At 60.3% G+C, this 17,129-nt stretch carries 14 protein-coding genes; 13 read left to right on the forward strand and 1 reads right to left on the reverse strand.

From position 1 onward, the window contains the following. Window positions 1–324: 324 nt before the first annotated feature. Window positions 325–1,209 carry a tetratricopeptide repeat protein gene (locus MSL71_RS03525; RefSeq protein WP_180137270.1) on the forward strand — a complete coding sequence of 295 codons (885 nt, stop codon included), beginning with the start codon at window positions 325–327 and terminating at the stop codon, window positions 1,207–1,209. A 379-nt stretch (window positions 1,210–1,588) separates the two neighbouring features. On the opposite strand, the gene pyrF is transcribed toward MSL71_RS03525, so the two are convergent. After that, window positions 1,589–2,317 carry an orotidine-5'-phosphate decarboxylase gene (gene pyrF / locus MSL71_RS03530; protein WP_180137271.1) on the reverse strand — a complete coding sequence of 243 codons (729 nt, stop codon included), beginning with the start codon at window positions 2,315–2,317 and terminating at the stop codon, window positions 1,589–1,591. A 462-nt stretch (window positions 2,318–2,779) separates the two neighbouring features. Between pyrF and MSL71_RS03535 the strand changes: the two genes are divergently transcribed. The 12 genes from MSL71_RS03535 (at window position 2,780) to MSL71_RS03590 (ending at window position 17,125) form a co-directional block, all read left to right on the forward strand. Then, on the forward strand, window positions 2,780–4,117 hold the full coding sequence (locus tag MSL71_RS03535) for an HDOD domain-containing protein (protein WP_180137272.1): 1,338 nt from the start codon (window positions 2,780–2,782) through the stop codon (window positions 4,115–4,117). Window positions 4,118–4,311: 194 nt separating this feature from the next. Continuing rightward, on the forward strand, window positions 4,312–5,715 hold the full coding sequence (selA, locus tag MSL71_RS03540) for an L-seryl-tRNA(Sec) selenium transferase (protein ID WP_180137273.1): 1,404 nt from the start codon (window positions 4,312–4,314) through the stop codon (window positions 5,713–5,715). Beyond that, complete coding sequence (locus MSL71_RS03545) at window positions 5,712–6,287, forward strand: D-sedoheptulose-7-phosphate isomerase (protein WP_180137274.1); 576 nt, start codon at window positions 5,712–5,714, stop codon at window positions 6,285–6,287. Before selA ends, MSL71_RS03545 begins: the two co-directional genes overlap by 4 nt. 139 nt (window positions 6,288–6,426) lie before the next feature. Next, window positions 6,427–6,660, forward strand: a complete 234-nt coding sequence (locus tag MSL71_RS03550) for an FmdB family zinc ribbon protein (RefSeq protein ID WP_180137275.1) — start codon at window positions 6,427–6,429, stop codon at window positions 6,658–6,660. Further along, entirely contained in the window at window positions 6,660–7,592 is a 933-nt protein-coding gene (gene hemC, locus MSL71_RS03555) for a hydroxymethylbilane synthase (RefSeq protein ID WP_218950938.1), read from the forward strand. Before MSL71_RS03550 ends, hemC begins: the two co-directional genes overlap by 1 nt. Continuing rightward, window positions 7,589–9,106, forward strand: a complete 1,518-nt coding sequence (gene cobA / locus MSL71_RS03560) for a uroporphyrinogen-III C-methyltransferase (protein WP_180137276.1) — start codon at window positions 7,589–7,591, stop codon at window positions 9,104–9,106. Before hemC ends, cobA begins: the two co-directional genes overlap by 4 nt. Before the next feature lie 254 nt (window positions 9,107–9,360). Continuing rightward, entirely contained in the window at window positions 9,361–10,341 is a 981-nt protein-coding gene (gene moaA, locus MSL71_RS03565; RefSeq protein WP_180137277.1) for a GTP 3',8-cyclase MoaA, read from the forward strand. A gap of 555 nt (window positions 10,342–10,896) precedes the next feature. Continuing rightward, window positions 10,897–11,697 (forward strand): 4Fe-4S binding protein, encoded by an 801-nt coding sequence (locus MSL71_RS03570; protein ID WP_180137278.1) that lies wholly within the window; start codon window positions 10,897–10,899, stop codon window positions 11,695–11,697. A gap of 335 nt (window positions 11,698–12,032) precedes the next feature. After that, window positions 12,033–12,722, forward strand: coding sequence for a type 1 glutamine amidotransferase (locus tag MSL71_RS03575; RefSeq protein ID WP_180137279.1), 690 nt, complete (start codon window positions 12,033–12,035; stop codon window positions 12,720–12,722). Window positions 12,723–12,912: 190 nt separating this feature from the next. Beyond that, window positions 12,913–14,286 carry a radical SAM protein gene (locus tag MSL71_RS03580; protein WP_180137280.1) on the forward strand — a complete coding sequence of 458 codons (1,374 nt, stop codon included), beginning with the start codon at window positions 12,913–12,915 and terminating at the stop codon, window positions 14,284–14,286. Between the two features lie 84 nt (window positions 14,287–14,370). Beyond that, window positions 14,371–15,726, forward strand: coding sequence for a sigma-54 interaction domain-containing protein (locus MSL71_RS03585; RefSeq protein WP_180137281.1), 1,356 nt, complete (start codon window positions 14,371–14,373; stop codon window positions 15,724–15,726). Between the two features lie 277 nt (window positions 15,727–16,003). After that, complete coding sequence (locus tag MSL71_RS03590; protein ID WP_180137282.1) at window positions 16,004–17,125, forward strand: mandelate racemase/muconate lactonizing enzyme family protein; 1,122 nt, start codon at window positions 16,004–16,006, stop codon at window positions 17,123–17,125. Window positions 17,126–17,129 lie beyond the last annotated feature (4 nt).

Genomic DNA, 17,129 nt, shown 5'->3' on the forward strand with positions numbered 1-17,129 from the left:
TACACCAAAAACCGTTATAATGTCAATTATTTATACAACAAAACCCCATTATATCCCACGCACCGCCGGATGCCCGCACGCCCCCGACCTGTCCTTGACAGCCTTTGCACCCCCGATCTATAGAATAGCCATCCCTGACCCCAGGCTCAGGCTCCAAGCGCGGATATGTCATGAGAAAGCGACCAGGCCCAAATGCACCTGACGATTTCGTGAGCTATCCGGGGGAGGGTGCTGCTCCCCGTTGCAGGTTCCCGACAACCCGACCATACCGCCCGAACGGCTCCCCGGGCCCCGTGGGAAGCCCTCACAACCCGAGACGTGACCATGAAACAACTTTTCCTCCCCCTCCTGGCCCTCTTGCTGCTCGCTGCCCCGGCATCGGCCCGGGCCAAGGCCTCCGTGTCCTCCCGGCCCTCCCAGGCAGCCGTGGCGCAAAAAGATACGGGAAACCGCCACTTCAAGGCCGGTCGTTACATGGAGGCCGTCACCAGCTACACCCAGGCCATCAAAGCCTCCCCAGACTATTTTGAAGCGTATTACAACCGGGGTCTGGCCTGGCACAGCCTGAAACTTTTTTACAAGGCCATCGTGGACTTCGACCGCGCCCTGGAACTCCGGCACAACGACCCGGACGTTCTCTACTCCCGGGGCCTTGCCTACGAAAAGACCGGCCAGTTCGGCCTGGCCCTTTCCGATATCCAGAAAGCTGCGGGCAAACAGAACAGGCTGGCCAAAGACCATTTGAAAGACGGTGAGCTCAAGCGCAAAGCCGGGTCCATGTCCCGGAAGGACAAGGCCATCGAGCTCCTGGCCGAGGGGATCTCGGGAACGGCGGGCGCCCGCACCACCCGAACCACCCTGACGCACAACCTGTATGGCGGCAAAACCACCACCACGGTCTTTTCCAAGGGAGATCCCCTCTACGACGGCCCTGAGGGCATCTTCAAACAGCTCAACCACTACAACGAAAAAGGTGTCCTCAGACGCAGCGACACCTTCCATCACGCCCTGTTCAGCACGAAAAACAACCGAAACAAAACCATCACCCACTTTAATCAACACGGGGACTACACCCTCATGGAGTATCACCTCACCGGCAAAAAGCTGGGCAACGTGGAACTCTTCTACTACGGAGACAAGGGCGACCTCATCAGGTCCGAAACCGTCTCCCTCGGCCGGTATCACGCCATGGAACTCAACACCCCTTAACCCGGATATTTCGATGCCTTGACCATGGAAACACGTGACGCGTGACATATCCGGGTTAGGGTAAAGGCCGCCAAACGACAAAAGCCCGACCCGCATCATGCGGGTCGGGCTTTTTTATTCGAAACGTAACTATTCAGCCAAAAAAAACAGCCTCCGGCGGCAAGGTGTGCCACCTTGAAAGCAGGTTGCGGATGTGTTTTGCCCCTCGTTCCTCGGGTCAAATCACATCCGCCTTTAAAGTAAAAATTCACTCAAAATGATTTTTTAAAACCTGTTTGTTAAACTTTTTAAAAGTTTAGCCCCCGGCAGGGCCGCCGGAGGCATAAGCTGAATAGTTACTTCGAAACAAAGGTGTCTTCCGGGTCCATGGCTACAGGGATCAGGGCCGTGCGGCAAGCCCCTCGGCGATCTCTTCGGCCACCTTGTCCGCGGCCGCCGCAGGATCGGCAGCGTCCCGTATGGGCCGCCCGATGACAAGATAGTCGGAGCCACCGGCAATGGCGGCGGCAGGTGTCATCACGCGTTTCTGGTCGTCCGCGCCCGTGCCTTCCCAGGCCGGGCGAATACCCGGTGTCACCGTGTAAAACCCGTCGCCAGCGGCGTCACGGATCACGGATGCCTCGTGGCCTGAACAGACCACGCCGGCACACCCGCAGGTGTGGGCCATCACCGCACGCTTGACCACGAGCTGCCTCATGTCCTCGGCATACTGGGGCAGGAAACCGGATTTGCGGATGTCTTCGGACCCCACGCTGGTGAGCACCGTGACGCCCAAAATCCCCACCTTGCCCTGGCTGCCGGCCACCGCGCCTCTGAGCATGGCCTCGGACTCCCCGCAGTGCACCGTCAGAAACCGCACGCCGAGATCTGCCACACGGGCCACGGCCCGCTCCACGGTCACGGGAATGTCATGGAGCTTCAGGTCCAGGAAAATATCCGCGGCCCCCGCCTTGCGAACCTTCTCCACAATGGACGGCCCGCACTCCAGGAAAAGCTCAAGCCCGATTTTAAACAACCCCACCTTGCCGGAGAGCAGGGCGGCATACGCCAGCGCCTCTTTCTCCGAAGGGAGATCCAGAGGAAAAATAATACGATCGTGGGGACCCAAGGGCGCCTCCTTACATATTTTAGATTGCGATAAAAAGGATGGGACAGACCACGGATCTCACCATGGTCAATGGGGGTATACCCCATTTCTCCCACAGGATAAAGCATCAAAATCGTTTGGCATCACCCCTTCGACATGCCCCCGCCGGAACCGTGGTCTGCACACCGGAGCACAGTTCTTCGAAAACAATGAAAAAACAGTGAGTTTAATGCCTTTTGGGTTGCAATACACCAAGCAAAGTGCTACCTCTTTTCTCTTAACAGCGCTTGAAAAGCCGGGAAGGGTCTTTTGCACTCACCAGGGTGAGAAATCCATCCCCCTGGGTTACACCGCCGAGGTGTCCCCTCTCCGAACCCGATCCGGTCCTTTGTCCGAGCGCATTCCGGTTGAACAGGCACCCGACATGGCAAGGGCCTTGTTCACCACACATGGGAACGACCCCTTGCAAGAGAGTCTCTCCGTATGACCTACTACCAGAAATATCATGTTCCGGCAGGAACGTTCCAGGTAAACGCCCGAAAACCACTCATACTCCAAGCGTACCTCAACTCCTGTGTCGGGGTTGCCCTCTTTGATGCCGAAGCAGGCATCGGAGGCCTCTACCACATCCTCCTGCCCGAGCCCGTCTCCCACAAATCCGAGTACAACCGGGAAAAATACGCCGCCACCGGCCTGCCCCTGTTCCTGGGAAGCCTTGTCCGTGAAGGAGCGGACATCTCCCGCCTCCAGGCCGTCATCGCCGGAGGGGCCCTGGCCGGGAAGGTCAGCAACCAGGACATCCGCCTCGACATCGGCGGGCGAACGGCCGAGGTGGTCAAAGAGGTACTGGGCAAACACGGCATCAAGGTGGCCCTTTCCGAGACCGGAGGCTTTTTTACCTGCTGCCTCAACTTCAACCTGGAGACCTTCGACTACGAAGTGATCCCGGCCCTCCTCTCCGACGAGCAGGAAGCAGACGACACCACCCACGGCCGCATCTCCCGACTGGACGACATCCAGCCCATCCCCCAGGTGGCCTTGAAAATCCTGCGGATGATCGATGAGGATGTCTACGACATCCACAACCTCTCCCAGGAGGTAAGGAAAGACCAGGTAATCAGCGCCCAGGTCCTCAAATACTGCAACTCCGCCGTGTTTTGCGGGCAGGGGGGAATCGACTCCATCGACGATGCCCTGCTCATCATCGGCCAGGCATCCCTGGCCAAGATCGTCACGGCCATGGCCGTAAAAAAACTGCTCAACAACAGCTACACCGGTTACTCCCTGGCCAAGGGAGGCCTGTATCACCATGCCATCGGCGTGGCCCTGGTGGCGGAAAAAATAGCCTCTTTAAGCGGCAAGGCATCCCCCTTTGCCGCCTACTCGGCCGGCCTCACCCACGACCTGGGCAAGGTGGTCCTGGATCAGTTCGTCTCCGGCGCGCGCCCCTTCTTCTACCGGGAGATCATGGGTGAAAACGACCTGGTGGAGACAGAGAACCGGCTGCTGAAGACCAACCACACCAAGGCCGGGCTCAAGCTGGCCAAAAAATGGGACCTGCCCGCCTCCATCACCAACACCATCCGCTACCACCACTGCCCGTGTGAGGCCGAAGCCCACCGGGAGCTGGTGACCATCATCTCCGTGGCCAACTCCCTGTTCCACATGTTCAGCGCCAGCCCCAGCCTCCACAAGGTGGACATGAACTCCCTGTCCCGCAGGCTGGAGCTTCTGGATATGTCCATCTCGGACTTCCCCGCCATCGTGGACGCCATCCCCCACCAGGTGCTTTCCGGGAGCCCGGAACTGGCCATCACCTGACCCCTTGCAACGCCCCCCTTCCCGCGGGGAAAAGCATTTGCCGAGGCAGACCTTTTGAGATACAAAGAAGGGGTTTGGCAGAACTGATGAAACCATCTTCGGCCCTGCGGGCTCCCTGTCGTCCCTGTCCCTTGAGACCCGGATACGGGAAGCCGCACCACGCCGCATCCCACTATATTTTTAGGTAGTCAAAAATGGAATTACGGGACACTCAGAAACAGCTGCTTCGCGCCCTGCCGGGTGTGGATACCCTCCTTGACGCCCTGACGGCAGAGATCCCTTCAGAGACGGTCCCCCGAAGCGTCCTCACGTCATCGGCCCGGGAAGCCCTGGAAGCCACCCGCCGCGCCATCTTCACCGGGGCAGACCCCACCGTGGACCTGGCCTCGGTGCTCACCCTGGCCCATGAACTCATCGCAAAAAAAATGCGCCCCAACCTCACCCGGGTGGTCAACGGCACGGGCGTGGTGGTCCACACCAACCTCGGGCGGTCCCTGCTGGCCGAAGAGGCCCTGGACCGCATCAAGGCCGTGGGAGACCGCTACTCCAACTTAGAGTTCAACCTGGCCACCGGAAAAAGGGGCCTGCGCTATTCCGCCGTGGAAGAGTTGATCTGCGAGATCAGCGGGGCAGAAGCGGCCATGGTGGTGAACAACAACGCAGGGGCCGTGCTCCTCTGCCTGGACACCCTGGTCAACGGCAAAGAGGCCGTGGTCTCCCGAGGGGAGCTGGTGGAGATCGGGGGAGCCTTCCGCATCCCCGATGTCATGGCCAAAAGCGGGGGCATCTTAAAAGAGGTGGGCACCACCAACCGCACCCACCTGAGGGACTATGAAAACGCCATCACCGACGAGACCGGCCTCTTTCTCAAGGTCCACACCAGCAACTACAGCATTGTGGGCTTTACATCGGCGGTCTCCGTGGCCGAGCTGGCAGCCCTGGGCAAAGAGCGGGGCATCCCCGTCATGGACGATTTGGGCAGCGGCACCTTTGTGGACTTCGGCCAATACGGCCTGCCCAGCGAGCCCACGGTGCAGCAGTCGGTGAAAGCCGGGGCCGACATCGTCACCTTCAGCGGGGACAAGCTCTTGGGGGGCCCCCAGGCCGGCATCATCGTGGGCAGCAAAACCCACATCGACGCCATCCGCAAAAACCCGCTGACACGCGCCCTGCGCATCGACAAACTCACCCTGGCCGCCCTGGAGGCCACCTTGCGCCTCTACCGGGACGAAGCCGAAGCCGTGGCCAAGATCCCCACCCTGCGCATGATCACCATGGACAGGGAAGAGACAGAGACACGGGCCACCGCCCTCATGGAAGCCCTGTCAAGCCTTCCGGTCACCACTGAGGCCCTGGCCCTTGCCTCCCGGCCCGGCGGCGGCTCCCTGCCCCTTCTGGAGCTGCCCTCCTGCTGCGTGGGGATCACCGTCCCCGGCATGGGGGCCAGCGCCCTGGAAAAGGCCCTGAGACAAAACGAGCCGCCCGTCATCGGACGCATTGAAAACGAAACCTTCATCCTCGACCCCCGAACCCTGCAGGAGGGAGACATCCCCCTCATCGCAGGCGCCCTAAAGACCCTTGTGGAGGCCCGCCCATGATCAACATCATCAACGACACCCTTCAGGCCAGCATCGAGACCAAAAAGTCGGCCATCGCCGAAAACGGTGAGCGCCTGGTTAACGCTGCAACCCTCATGGCCGAAAGCCTCACCGCCGGAGGAAAGATCCTTCTCTTCGGCAACGGGGGCAGCGCCGCCGATGCCCAGCACATCGCCGCCGAGTTTGTCAACAGGTTCCAGACCGAGCGGGTGCCCCTGGCCTCCATCGCCCTGACCACGGACTCCTCCATCCTCACCAGCATCGGCAACGACTACAGCTTTGAGGAGATCTTCTCCAAGCAGATCACCGCCCTGGGACAGATCAACGACGTGGCCATCGGCATCAGCACCAGCGGCAACTCACCCAACGTGGTCAAGGCCCTTGAAGCCGCCGAAAAAGAAGGCATGCACACCATTGCATTCACCGGCAAAGGGGGGCGCGCCGCCGACATGGCCGACATCGCCCTGACCGTGCCCGTGGGGGTCACCGCGCGCATCCAGGAGAGCCACATCCTCATGGGCCACATCCTCTGCGACCTGGTGGACCGGATCCTCTTTCCCGAAAATTTTTAACGACACCGTTTGCCATCCTGCCCCAGGGTGCTTATTGTGTGTCGTACCCGAAAAACCCTGAACACAAGGACAGGCCCGTCCGATGCGTCTAAACGCCCGGCCTGAGGGGCCATAACCCGAATAACCATGAGGTGAGACCATGCCCATTTATGAATACAAGTGCGGTGCGTGCAGCCACGAGTTCGAGTACCTCGTCATGGGAGGAAAAGACCCGGAAAGCTGCCCCAAATGCGGCGACAAAAACGTTGCCAAACTGATGTCCCGCTGCGGATTCGTCAGCAAGGGAGCCGGGGGTGAAATCTCCTCCTCATCGGCTTCCGGCTCTTCCTGTACCGGCTGCACAGCCACAAGTTGCGCGGGGTGCGGCTCCTGATGGAAAATAAAATTGTCATCGGCACCCGGGGGAGCCAGCTGGCCCTCTGGCAGGCCAACTGGGTCAAATCTGAACTGGAACGACTCCACACAGGGGTCACCTGCGAGCTCCTCGTCATCAAAACCAAAGGGGACAAGATCCTCGACGTGCCCCTGGCCAAGGTGGGGGGCAAGGGCCTTTTTGTCAAAGAGATCGAAGAGGCCCTCCTGGACGGACGCATCGACATGGCCGTCCACAGCATGAAGGACATGCCCGCAGACCTCCCCGAGGGCCTCAAAATCGGCGCCATCCCCGAACGCGAAGACCCCAGGGACGCCCTCATCTCCAAAAACGGCCTCACCTTCGAGAACCTGCCCCAAGGCGCCCGCGTGGGCACCAGCAGCCTCAGGCGCTCGGCACAGCTGCTTGCCAAGCGCCCCGATCTTCAGATCGAGACCCTGCGCGGCAACATCGACACCCGCCTTCGGAAAGTGACGGAAGGCGACCTGGACGCCATCATCCTGGCAGCCGCAGGCCTCAAGCGCCTGGGGCTTGGAGAGCACATCACCGAATGCCTGGCACCGGAGCTCATGCTCCCGGCCGTGGGCCAGGGCGCCCTGTGCATCGAATCCCGGGAAAAGGACGACCGCATCGACGCGGCCCTTGCCCCCTTGAACCACATGCCCACACGGGTCACGGTCCTTGCTGAGCGCGCCTTTTTGAACACCCTGGAAGGAAGCTGCCAGATCCCCGTGGGCGCCTTTGCCGAAACCGACGGCCAAGACGTCACCATCCGCGGCCTGGTGGCCGAAGTGGACGGATCCCGCATCCTCATGGAACAAGAGACCGCCGAAAACGCTCAAGGCCATGCCCTGGGCGTCACCGTGGCAGAGCGCCTCAAAGAGGCCGGCGCAGCAGATATCCTTACGAGACTCCTGGAGAACCAAGCATGAGCAAGACATACGGAACCGTCTATCTGGTGGGCGCAGGTCCCGGAGACCCCGGCCTGATCACGGTCAAGGGCAGAGAGTGCATCGAAAAAGCCGACGTCCTGGTCTACGACTACCTGGCCGCCCCCTCCCACCTGGCCCACGCCAAAAAAGATGCAGAGATCATCTACGTGGGCAAAAAGGGCGGAGACCACACCCTGAGCCAGGACGGCATCAACGCCCTTCTGGTGGAAAAAGCCAAAACAGGGGCCACCGTGACCCGCCTTAAGGGAGGCGACCCCTTTATCTTCGGACGCGGCGGAGAAGAGGCCGAAGTCCTCATCAAAGAGGGCATCAACTGGGAGGTGATCCCGGGCGTGACCTCGGCCATTGCGGCCCCGGCCTACGCAGGGATTCCCCTGACCCACCGCAAGTTCACCGCCACCTTGTCCCTGGTCACCGGCCATGAAGACCCGGAGAAGGAGAACTCCAACATCGATTGGGACGCTATCTCCAAGTCGGGCACCATCGTCTTTTTCATGGGCGTGAAGAACCTGCCCAACATCGTGGAAAAGCTCAGCGCCTGCGGAAAGCCTTCGGACACCCCCGTGGCCCTGGTCCGGTGGGGCACCACCACCCGCCAGGAGACCGTTGCCGGCACCCTGGCCACCATTGTGGAAGATGTCAAAAAAGCAGGGCTCAAGTCCCCCAGCATCATCGTGGTGGGCGATGTGGTTTCCCTGCGCGACACCATGAAGTGGTTCGAAAACCGCCCCCTCTTCGGAAAGCGCATCGTGGTCACCCGCGCCCGCAAGCAGGCCAGCGGCCTTACCACACGCCTCATGGAACTGGGTGCCGAGTGCCTTGAGGCCCCGGCCATCGAGATCGAGCCCATCAAAGACTCCGCAGCCGTAAACGATGCCCTGGCTACCCTCAAGGACTACGACTGGATCGTCTTTACCAGCGTCAACGGGGTCATCACCTTTTTTGACGAGCTCTTCGCAAAAGGCCTGGACGCCCGGGCCCTGGGTGGTCTTAAAACCGCCTGCATCGGCCCCTCCACCGCCGCCGAGCTGAAAAAATACGGCATCGGCACCGATGTCCTGCCCGACAGCTACGTGGCGGAATCCGTTGTGGAGGCCTTCAAGGACCAGGAGATCCAGGGCGCAAAGATCCTGCTCCCAAGGGCCGAAGAAGCCCGCCCGGTCATCCCTGTGGAGCTCACCAAGATGGGGGCCACAGTCAACGAAGTGGCCGTCTACCGCACCACCATGGACACCACCTCCACCGAAAAAGTGGCCGAAGCCCTCACCAACCGTGAAGTGGACATGGTGACCTTCACCAGCTCCTCCACGGTGAGAAACTTCGTCTCCATGATCCCGGACGGCGACCTCTCCCTCATGGAGAACGTCACCGTGGCCTGCATCGGCCCCGTCACCGAAGAGACCGCCAAAGAGCTGGGCCTTACCCCCCACCTCGTGGCCGACACCTTCACCATCGACGGCCTCGTGGACACCATCGTCGGTGCTGCCGAATAAAACGAGGTGAGCCACCTCGAAAGCGGATTACTGCGGCGCTGTGCCCTTCGTTCTCAAGGCACAGCGCCGCAGCTTTTCATATCCGCCTTTGCATCGAACTGCATTCAAGAAAGATGCTTAAGGCCTATCCTCCCCTTGCCACCTGAATTATTCCTGCTACAATCAACCTCTGGATTTGCCATACACAGCGCCGGTGGCCGCTTCCATGGAAAGCGGGAAGCCCTCGGCCACGACCCCAATAAAGGCCCGTTGCCATGACACACACACTCACCGACAGCTTTGACCGAACCATCGACTACCTGCGTATCTCCGTCACGGACCGGTGCAACCTGCGGTGCAGTTATTGTGTGCCCCCCACCCCCTTTGCCCACATGGATCACACGGACATCCTCTCCTATGAAGAGCTGATCCGCCTTGTACGCATCGGTATCTCCCTGGGGATTCGAAAGGTGCGCCTCACCGGAGGAGAACCCTTTGCCAGAAAAGGACTCATCGGGTTCATCCGGGAGCTTGCCGCCCTGGAAGGCCTTGAGGACCTGGCCGTGACCACCAACGGGACCCTCATTGCAGATGAGATCCAAAACCTGAAGGAGGCCGGACTCACCCGCATCAACATCAGCCTGGACAGCCTCAAGCCCGAACGGTTTGCCCGCATCACCGGAAAAGACCTCTTTTCCGAGGTCAAAAAAAGCATCCAGGGCGCCCTGGACGCGGGCCTTGCCCCGGTGAAAATCAACACCGTGCTGCTGGACGGGACCAACGGCGACGAGCTGGAAGATTTTGCCCGCCTCACCTTCGATCACCCCGTGCACATCCGCTTCATCGAGTACATGCCCATCGGCAAAGGCTCCGGCCCGGATCACAGCGAGCTGCTGGCCCCTGCCATCACCCGCCGCCTCCAAGCCCTGGGCACGCTGATCCCTGTGCCCAAAAGCCCCCACGACGGCCCGGCCAGGCGCTTCAGACTGGACGGCGCCAAAGGGGAGATCGGCCTCATCAGCCCCATGACCAACCACTTCTGCGCCACCTGCAACCGCCTGCGCCTCACCGCCGACGGCCACCTGCGCCCCTGCCTCCTCTCCGACGTCACCGTGAACCTCAAGGACGCCCTGCGGGGCTCTGCCGACGACGCCGTTCTGGCCGCCCTCTTCCGCCACGCAGCCGGTATCAAAGGCAAGCGCCACGACCTTTCGGCCAATGGGGTCCAGGACATGATGTCCTCCATCGGCGGATAAAAAACCGGTACGATTCAGCTTATGCCTCCGGCGGCCCTGCCGGGGACTAAACTTTTAAAAAAGTTTAACAAACAGGTTTTAAAAAATCTTTTTGAGTGAATTTTTACTTTAAAGGCAGATGTGATTTGATCCGAGGAACGAGGGGCAAAACACATCTGCTATCTGCTTTCAAGGTGGCACACCTTGCCACCGGAGGCTGTTTTTTTTGAGCTGAATAGTTACGCCCGATTTTATGAGTCGGGTTTGACAAACAGGTTTTGAGACGGCGTAGCCTTTTGGCGAAGACGGGAGCTTTTTTCAAAAAAGTGCCCCGCCCGAGGCAAGCTGAATAGTGACCAAATTTCACGTGCTATCTTCATGACAAGCCCACCAGAACATGATACACCGATGCCCGGAACTATAAGGGTTTGATGAACCAGCCGGAAACGCCGAACCGCGACGTCTTTCCATATGCAGCCCGCAGCACCGGACTCAACACGGCCCTGCGGCGCGTGCATGGTCTCCGGAGACCTCAAGCCCAACGCGTATCACCTGCCTTGACCATGGAGATTTTCAATGAATATCACGACCGCACATCTCATCTGCTATTCCCCCACCCGCACCACCTTCACCACCCTTGAGCACATCGCCAAAGGACTGGGCGTAGCCGAAACAAAACCCCTGGACCTGACGCAGCCCCCCGAAAAAACGGCCCCTTCGGTCGTCATCGAAGAGGGCATCGCCGTTATCGGTGCCCCTGTCTACGCCGGCCGCATTGCCCCGGTGGCTGCTGAACGCCTCAAGGCCGTCCGCGGCGCGGGCACCCCGGCCGTCATCGTGGCCGTCTACGGCAACCGACACTACGACAACGCCCTGTTTGAACTCAAAACCATTGCGGAAAACTCAGGATTCAAGGTGGTGGCCGCAGCCGCCCTCTTAGGCGAGCACTCCTTCTCCACCCAGGAAAAACCCATTGCCCAGGGCCGCCCCGATGACAAGGACAAAGCCGCGGCAGTAAGCTTCGGTGCCGACGTGGCAGACAAGCTGAAAGGACGTTCAGATCTCTCCGACATGGCCCCGGTCACCGTCCCCGGAGAGCTCCCCGAAGGCCCCTACGCCGGCCCCGGCAACATCGCCCCGGACTGGAAAGCCTCGGCCTGCGCCCTGTGCGGCCTCTGCGCCCAGGCCTGCCCCACCGGCACCATCACCGTGGACAAAGCCGTCACCTTCGACCCCTCCCGCTGCACCGTCTGCTGCGCCTGCGTCAAGACCTGTCCCAAAGGGGCCCTGGCCTTCAACCAGCCCAAGATCGCCCACATCGCAGGGGTCCTTCACCAAAACTGCCGACAGCGTCGTGAACCCGAGCTCTTCCTGTAGCAGATAAAGCCTCCGGCGGCGAGGTGGAGCCACCTCGAAAGCAGATTGCCCTTGCGCTTTCTCAGATAATTGTTCCGTTGCCTCCGGCGGGTCACTTTTTTGAAAAAAAGCTCCGCAAAAAACTTTTCTAATACACCCGTGCGTCGTTTTGATCGCCCCGGAGGGCGATCAAAACGACGCACGGGTTCGAAAATATCGAAATTATTTCAGCGGAGCCTGGAACTGATGATTTAGGACCTGTTTGTCAAACTTTTTAAAAGTTTGGCCCCCGGCAGGGCCGCCGGAGGTTGATTTTCTCCTGCGATTTTCACCATAAAAGACACCATGGAGCCATCATGAGAGTGCATTACCTGCAACACGTCCCCTTTGAGGGCCTGGGCAGCATGGAAGCGGTTCTCACCGAGGCCGGGCACAGTTTAACCGCCACGCACCTGTACCGCGACGAGGTGTTGCCCGATCCGTCGGCCTTTGATCTTCTCATCATCATGGGCGGACCCATGGGGGTTGGCGATGAAAGCGTCTATCCCTGGCTTGCCCCGGAAAAGCGCTTTATCAAGGCGGCCGTGGACCAGGGTAAAAAGGTCCTGGGCGTCTGCCTGGGGGCTCAGCTCCTGGCCGAGGCCTTAGGGGCTGAGGTCACGAAAAATCCCCACCGGGAGATCGGCTGGTTTCCCGTCACCCGGGACCCGGCCCTTTCCGGCACCTGCCTTGGCGACATTTTTCCCGAACAGGCCGAGGTCTTTCACTGGCACGGGGACACCTTTTCTGTCCCCCACGGGGCCGTTCCCTTGGGCTCAAGCCAGGCGTGCAGGCACCAGGGGTTTCTCATGGACAACCGGATCCTGGCCCTGCAGTTTCACCTGGAGACCACCCCGGACTCTGCTGCCCGGCTCATCGAACACTGCGGACACGAGCTGGAGGCCCTTCCCTACGTGCAAAGCGAGGCCGAGATGCTGGGCCAAGCGGAACGCTTTGAGGCCATCAACCGCATCATGAAAGGAATACTCCGCGCCCTGGGGGCCTGATTCGCGAATACTCCCGGTCTTTGTCCCTCAAACCGGTCTCATACTCATTATTTTTCACCGAACCCCTTGACTTCTTTTCCTCATAAGGAGAGCATTCTTTTCAACCCGGAGCCCCCTTGAGGGTGTCTTCGGTCCCCCCACCTGTCCGAGCTGGTTGCCACACATCACGCATCCGTAACAGGAGACAACGATGGGTCTTTCGGAAAATCGCAAGGCTTTATTGGTGGAAGGAAACCGAAAAGAGTACGGCAGGAGTTACGCCGCCCTTTCCTGGGTGACGCCGGAACAGGCAACCGCCGGGGAAGCCAGTCGCGACGCACTCATGGAAAAAATCCACGACCTGGGCGGAGAGATCCTCGCTTCAGGGACCAAGGTCGCTGCCCCGCCGCTCTCCCCGGGATGCCGGGCCTGCATGCAGGGGACATGGTCCTGCCTCTTTGTCAACGGCAGGTGCAACGGCAGGTGTTTTTACTGCCCCACCCCCCAGGACGAGGTGGGGGTTCCCACCACCAACCACCTTGCCTTTGCCTCCCCGGATGATTACGCCGCCTACGTGGACGCATTCCGCTTCTCCGGCATGAGCATCAGCGGAGGCGAGCCCTTCCTCACCTTTGAACGAAGCCTGGCCCATATCCGGGCCGTGCGGGAGCGCCTCGGCCCCAAGGTCCACATCTGGCTTTACACCAACGGCACGCGCGTGACCCGGGAGAAGTTGAAAGCCCTGGCTCAGGCGGGGCTGGACGAAATCCGCTTTGACATCGGGGCCACCAACTACGCCCTGAAGAAAACCGCCATGGCCAAAGGGATCATCCCCACCGTCACCGTGGAGATCCCCATGGTCCCGGAGGAGACCTCCCGGCTGAAGAGTCTCCTGGCTCCCATGGCCGCGGCCGGCGTCTCCCACCTTAACCTCCACCAGCTGCGCCTTACACCCCACAACATCCGTCACCTGGCCCTTCGGAACTACACCTTTCTCCACGGCAGCCGGGTCACCGTGCTGGAATCGGAGCTGGGGGCCCTGGAGCTGGTGCGCCACGCCCTTGAACTGGGCCTTGCCATGGGGGTCAACTACTGCTCCTTTGTCTACAAGCAGCGCTTCCAGGGCGCCGCGGCCCGAATCCGTGCCGCCGAAGCCCTGTGTGCGCCGTGGGAGGCAGTGACGGCCAACGGATACATCCGAAACCTCACCATTGCCGGGGCCAGCAACACCGTGGGTTCTCTGGAGGCAAGCCTGGCCGACGCCGGTCATGGGGGAGCCTTTACGCGCACCCCCGACGGCCTTCACCTGCCTGCGCACCTTGCACCGCACACGCCCGATAAAAACACGACCTGCCGGGTCTCCTACGAGGAGGCCGCCTTGAGCCCCATACCCTCCGGAGGGCCCGGGGAAAAAGAGATGCATTTCGGCTCATGCACGGTTTACGCCCAGCGCAAACAGCATGGCGCTCTTTTCACTGTTCCGGCGGAGACATTCGGCCCTGTGCCCATGGACCGCCTGCTCGGGAAATGGGCCCCCGTGGCGCCCTTTGAAGCAGTCCCCCGAGGGTTCCCTCCCTACTTTTAAAAGGCATGTTCCCTTGTAAATCTCCAAAATAATGTGATAAGTTCCTCCCTATCCGCAACGCATAAGGAGGCAACACGCAGTATAATGGAGAAATCTGATCATTTCGGGTTGAGTTTTTCGACCTTCGCTCGTCTCATTGACAACCTGCACGATGAGATCATCATCTACGATCGAAGTTTCCGTATTGTCTACATCAACAAGGCCTGTATCCGTCACTACGGCTACACCCAGGAGGAGATGATCGGCCAGACCATCTGGGATTTTATCGATGACGGGGACACCTGCTGGAACCTCTCCACCCTTCCTTATGTCTGCGAGCTGAACCAGCCCCTGCGGCAAAAGCAGAAAACCTACATCGGATCGGATATCCACACCATCGCCATTCCCCTGCACGACGATACCGGTGCCATTGATTATGTGGTGATGAGTGTCCGGGACGACATCGAGCAAAGCGATATCAACCGGCTGGTGGATGTGCTCAACATTGTGGAAAATCCGCCGGAGCGGTATGAGAAAGGGTTGATATACCGAAGCGAGGCCATGCGCTCTGTGGTCCAGCTGGCCCAGCAGGTGGCCAGCCTTAACGCCCCCTGCCTCATCCTGGGTGAATCGGGATGCGGAAAAAGCCTCATTGCCCAGTACATCCACAACCACGGAGATCGCAGGGACGCGCCCTTTGTCAACATCAACTGCGCCAGCATCCAGGCATCCCTGTTTGAAAGCGAGCTCTTCGGCCACAAAAAAGGGGCCTTCACCGGAGCCGACACAGACAAAGAGGGCCTCATCGCCAAGGCCGAAGGGGGCACCCTCTTCTTAGACGAGATCTCGGAGCTTCCCTTCCCCCTGCAGGCCAAGCTGCTGCACGTGGTCCAGGAGCGGGAGTACCGGAAAGTGGGCTCCCCACATCCCCAGAAAGCCGATGTGCGCATCCTCACCGCCACCAACCGCAACCTCCCTGAAATGGTCAAGAACAAGGCGTTCCGGGAAGATCTCTACTACCGGCTCAACGTCTTTGAGATGGTGTTGCCCCCGTTGCGGACCCGATCCGAGGACATTGCCCCCCTGACCTACCACTTCCTCAACGAGTTCGGAAAACGTCACAACCGGGAAAAGCGCATCTCCGAGGCCGCCCTTCAGGTGATGAAGTCCTGTCCCTGGCGGGGCAATGTCCGGGAGCTGGCCCACACCATCGAGCGCCTCGTGGTCACCGTGGACGAGGGGGTCATCGACACGGCCCACCTGCCCCGCCACCTCTACCGCATCGTCCCTGCCACCTCCCTTGACAACACCTGGGGGACCCTGGACGAAGCCGTGGAAGCCCTGGAAAAGCGCATCGTCTCCGACGCGTTCAAAAAGGAAAAGAGCTCACGCAAAGTGGCCCAGGCCCTGGGAATAAGCCAGACCCGGGCTTCCCGGCTGATTCGGAAACACCTGGGCTGACCGGGTGAGTTCAAAGCAACTCGACCGAGTCGAAATCAACTCAAAATTCTATATCCATGGAAATATCAAGGCATGTAGCGCGGAGGTGAGTCGTTTACGCCTCACCCCCGGGTGATTCCAGTCTCGCCTGTTCCGGCACGCCGTGCCCCGTAAACACCCTGCCGTCCGACGTATTCCCCACAAAAAAAACTCCTCCTCCCATCTGGCACGCCGCTTGCTCCTAAGAGCGGTGCTTGTATCAACACGGCGAAAGCCAGACAGAAGAAGGAGGATAAGAATGATCATTACCGATGTAGACGTCATTTGTCTACGCATTCCTGCGCGGGAAGCGACCTGCGTCTGGGGTGAAGATGCCGTCATTGTCCGGGTGCACACAGACCTGGGCATCACAGGAATCGGGGAATCCGACACATCGCCCATGGCGGTGAAGGCCTTTATCGAGACCCCCAACAGCAACCTGGCCTGTTTCGGCCTGCGCGATATCCTGGTGGGGGAGAACCCCCTGGAGATCGGCAGGCTCTGGGACAAAATGTACGAGGCATCGTCCTACATGGGCAGGCGGGGCGGTGGCATCCATGCCATGAGCGCCGTGGACATCGCCCTCTGGGACATCGCCTCCCAGCATTACGGGGTACCCGTCCACACCCTCCTCGGTGGAAAGTACCGCAAAAAAATCAAAGCCTACGGCACCTTCATCCCCGACGACAGCCCGGAAACCTGCGCCCGGCTGGCCCTTGACCTGGTGGACAAAGGGTTTCGCGCGTTAAAATTCGGCGGTGGCTCCTTCGGCCTCAACCCGGAAGACGACGTGGCCGTGGTCCGAGCGGTCCGCGAGGTCGTGGGCCCTGACGTGGAGCTCATGATCGACATGGTCTCCCGCTGGCGCACCTACGGCCATGCCCTGACCATGAGCCGTCGCCTGGAGCCCTTCAACCTCTCCTGGATCGAAGAACCGGTGCCCTCCGACCATCTGGACGCCTACGCCCGCCTCACCTCGGCCACGAGCCAGAAAATCTCCGGGGGAGAAATCCTTACCACCCGCTATGAATTCCGGGACTTCATCGAACAGGGCAAGCCCGACATCGTCCAGCCCGACATCACCCGGTGCGGCGGCATCTCCGAGATGAAAAAAATCGCAGACATGGCCGACATCAACGGGGTGCAGCTGGTGCCCCACGGGTTCAGCACCGGCATCCTCCTGTCGGCCACGGTCCAGTTCCTCGCCGCATGCCCCCACGGCGACCTCATGGAATACTCCCTGAGCGACTCCGCCCTGGCCACCGACCTGGTGGAAAACCCCATCACCTTTGAGGATGGCTATGTCACCGTCCCGGACACACCGGGCCTTGGCATCACCTTGAATGACGAGATCATCAACAGATACCGGGTGGACTTTTAGTCCC

Source organism: Desulfoluna butyratoxydans, assembly GCF_900699765.1.
In the GTDB taxonomy this organism is placed as follows: domain Bacteria; phylum Desulfobacterota; class Desulfobacteria; order Desulfobacterales; family Desulfolunaceae; genus Desulfoluna; species Desulfoluna butyratoxydans.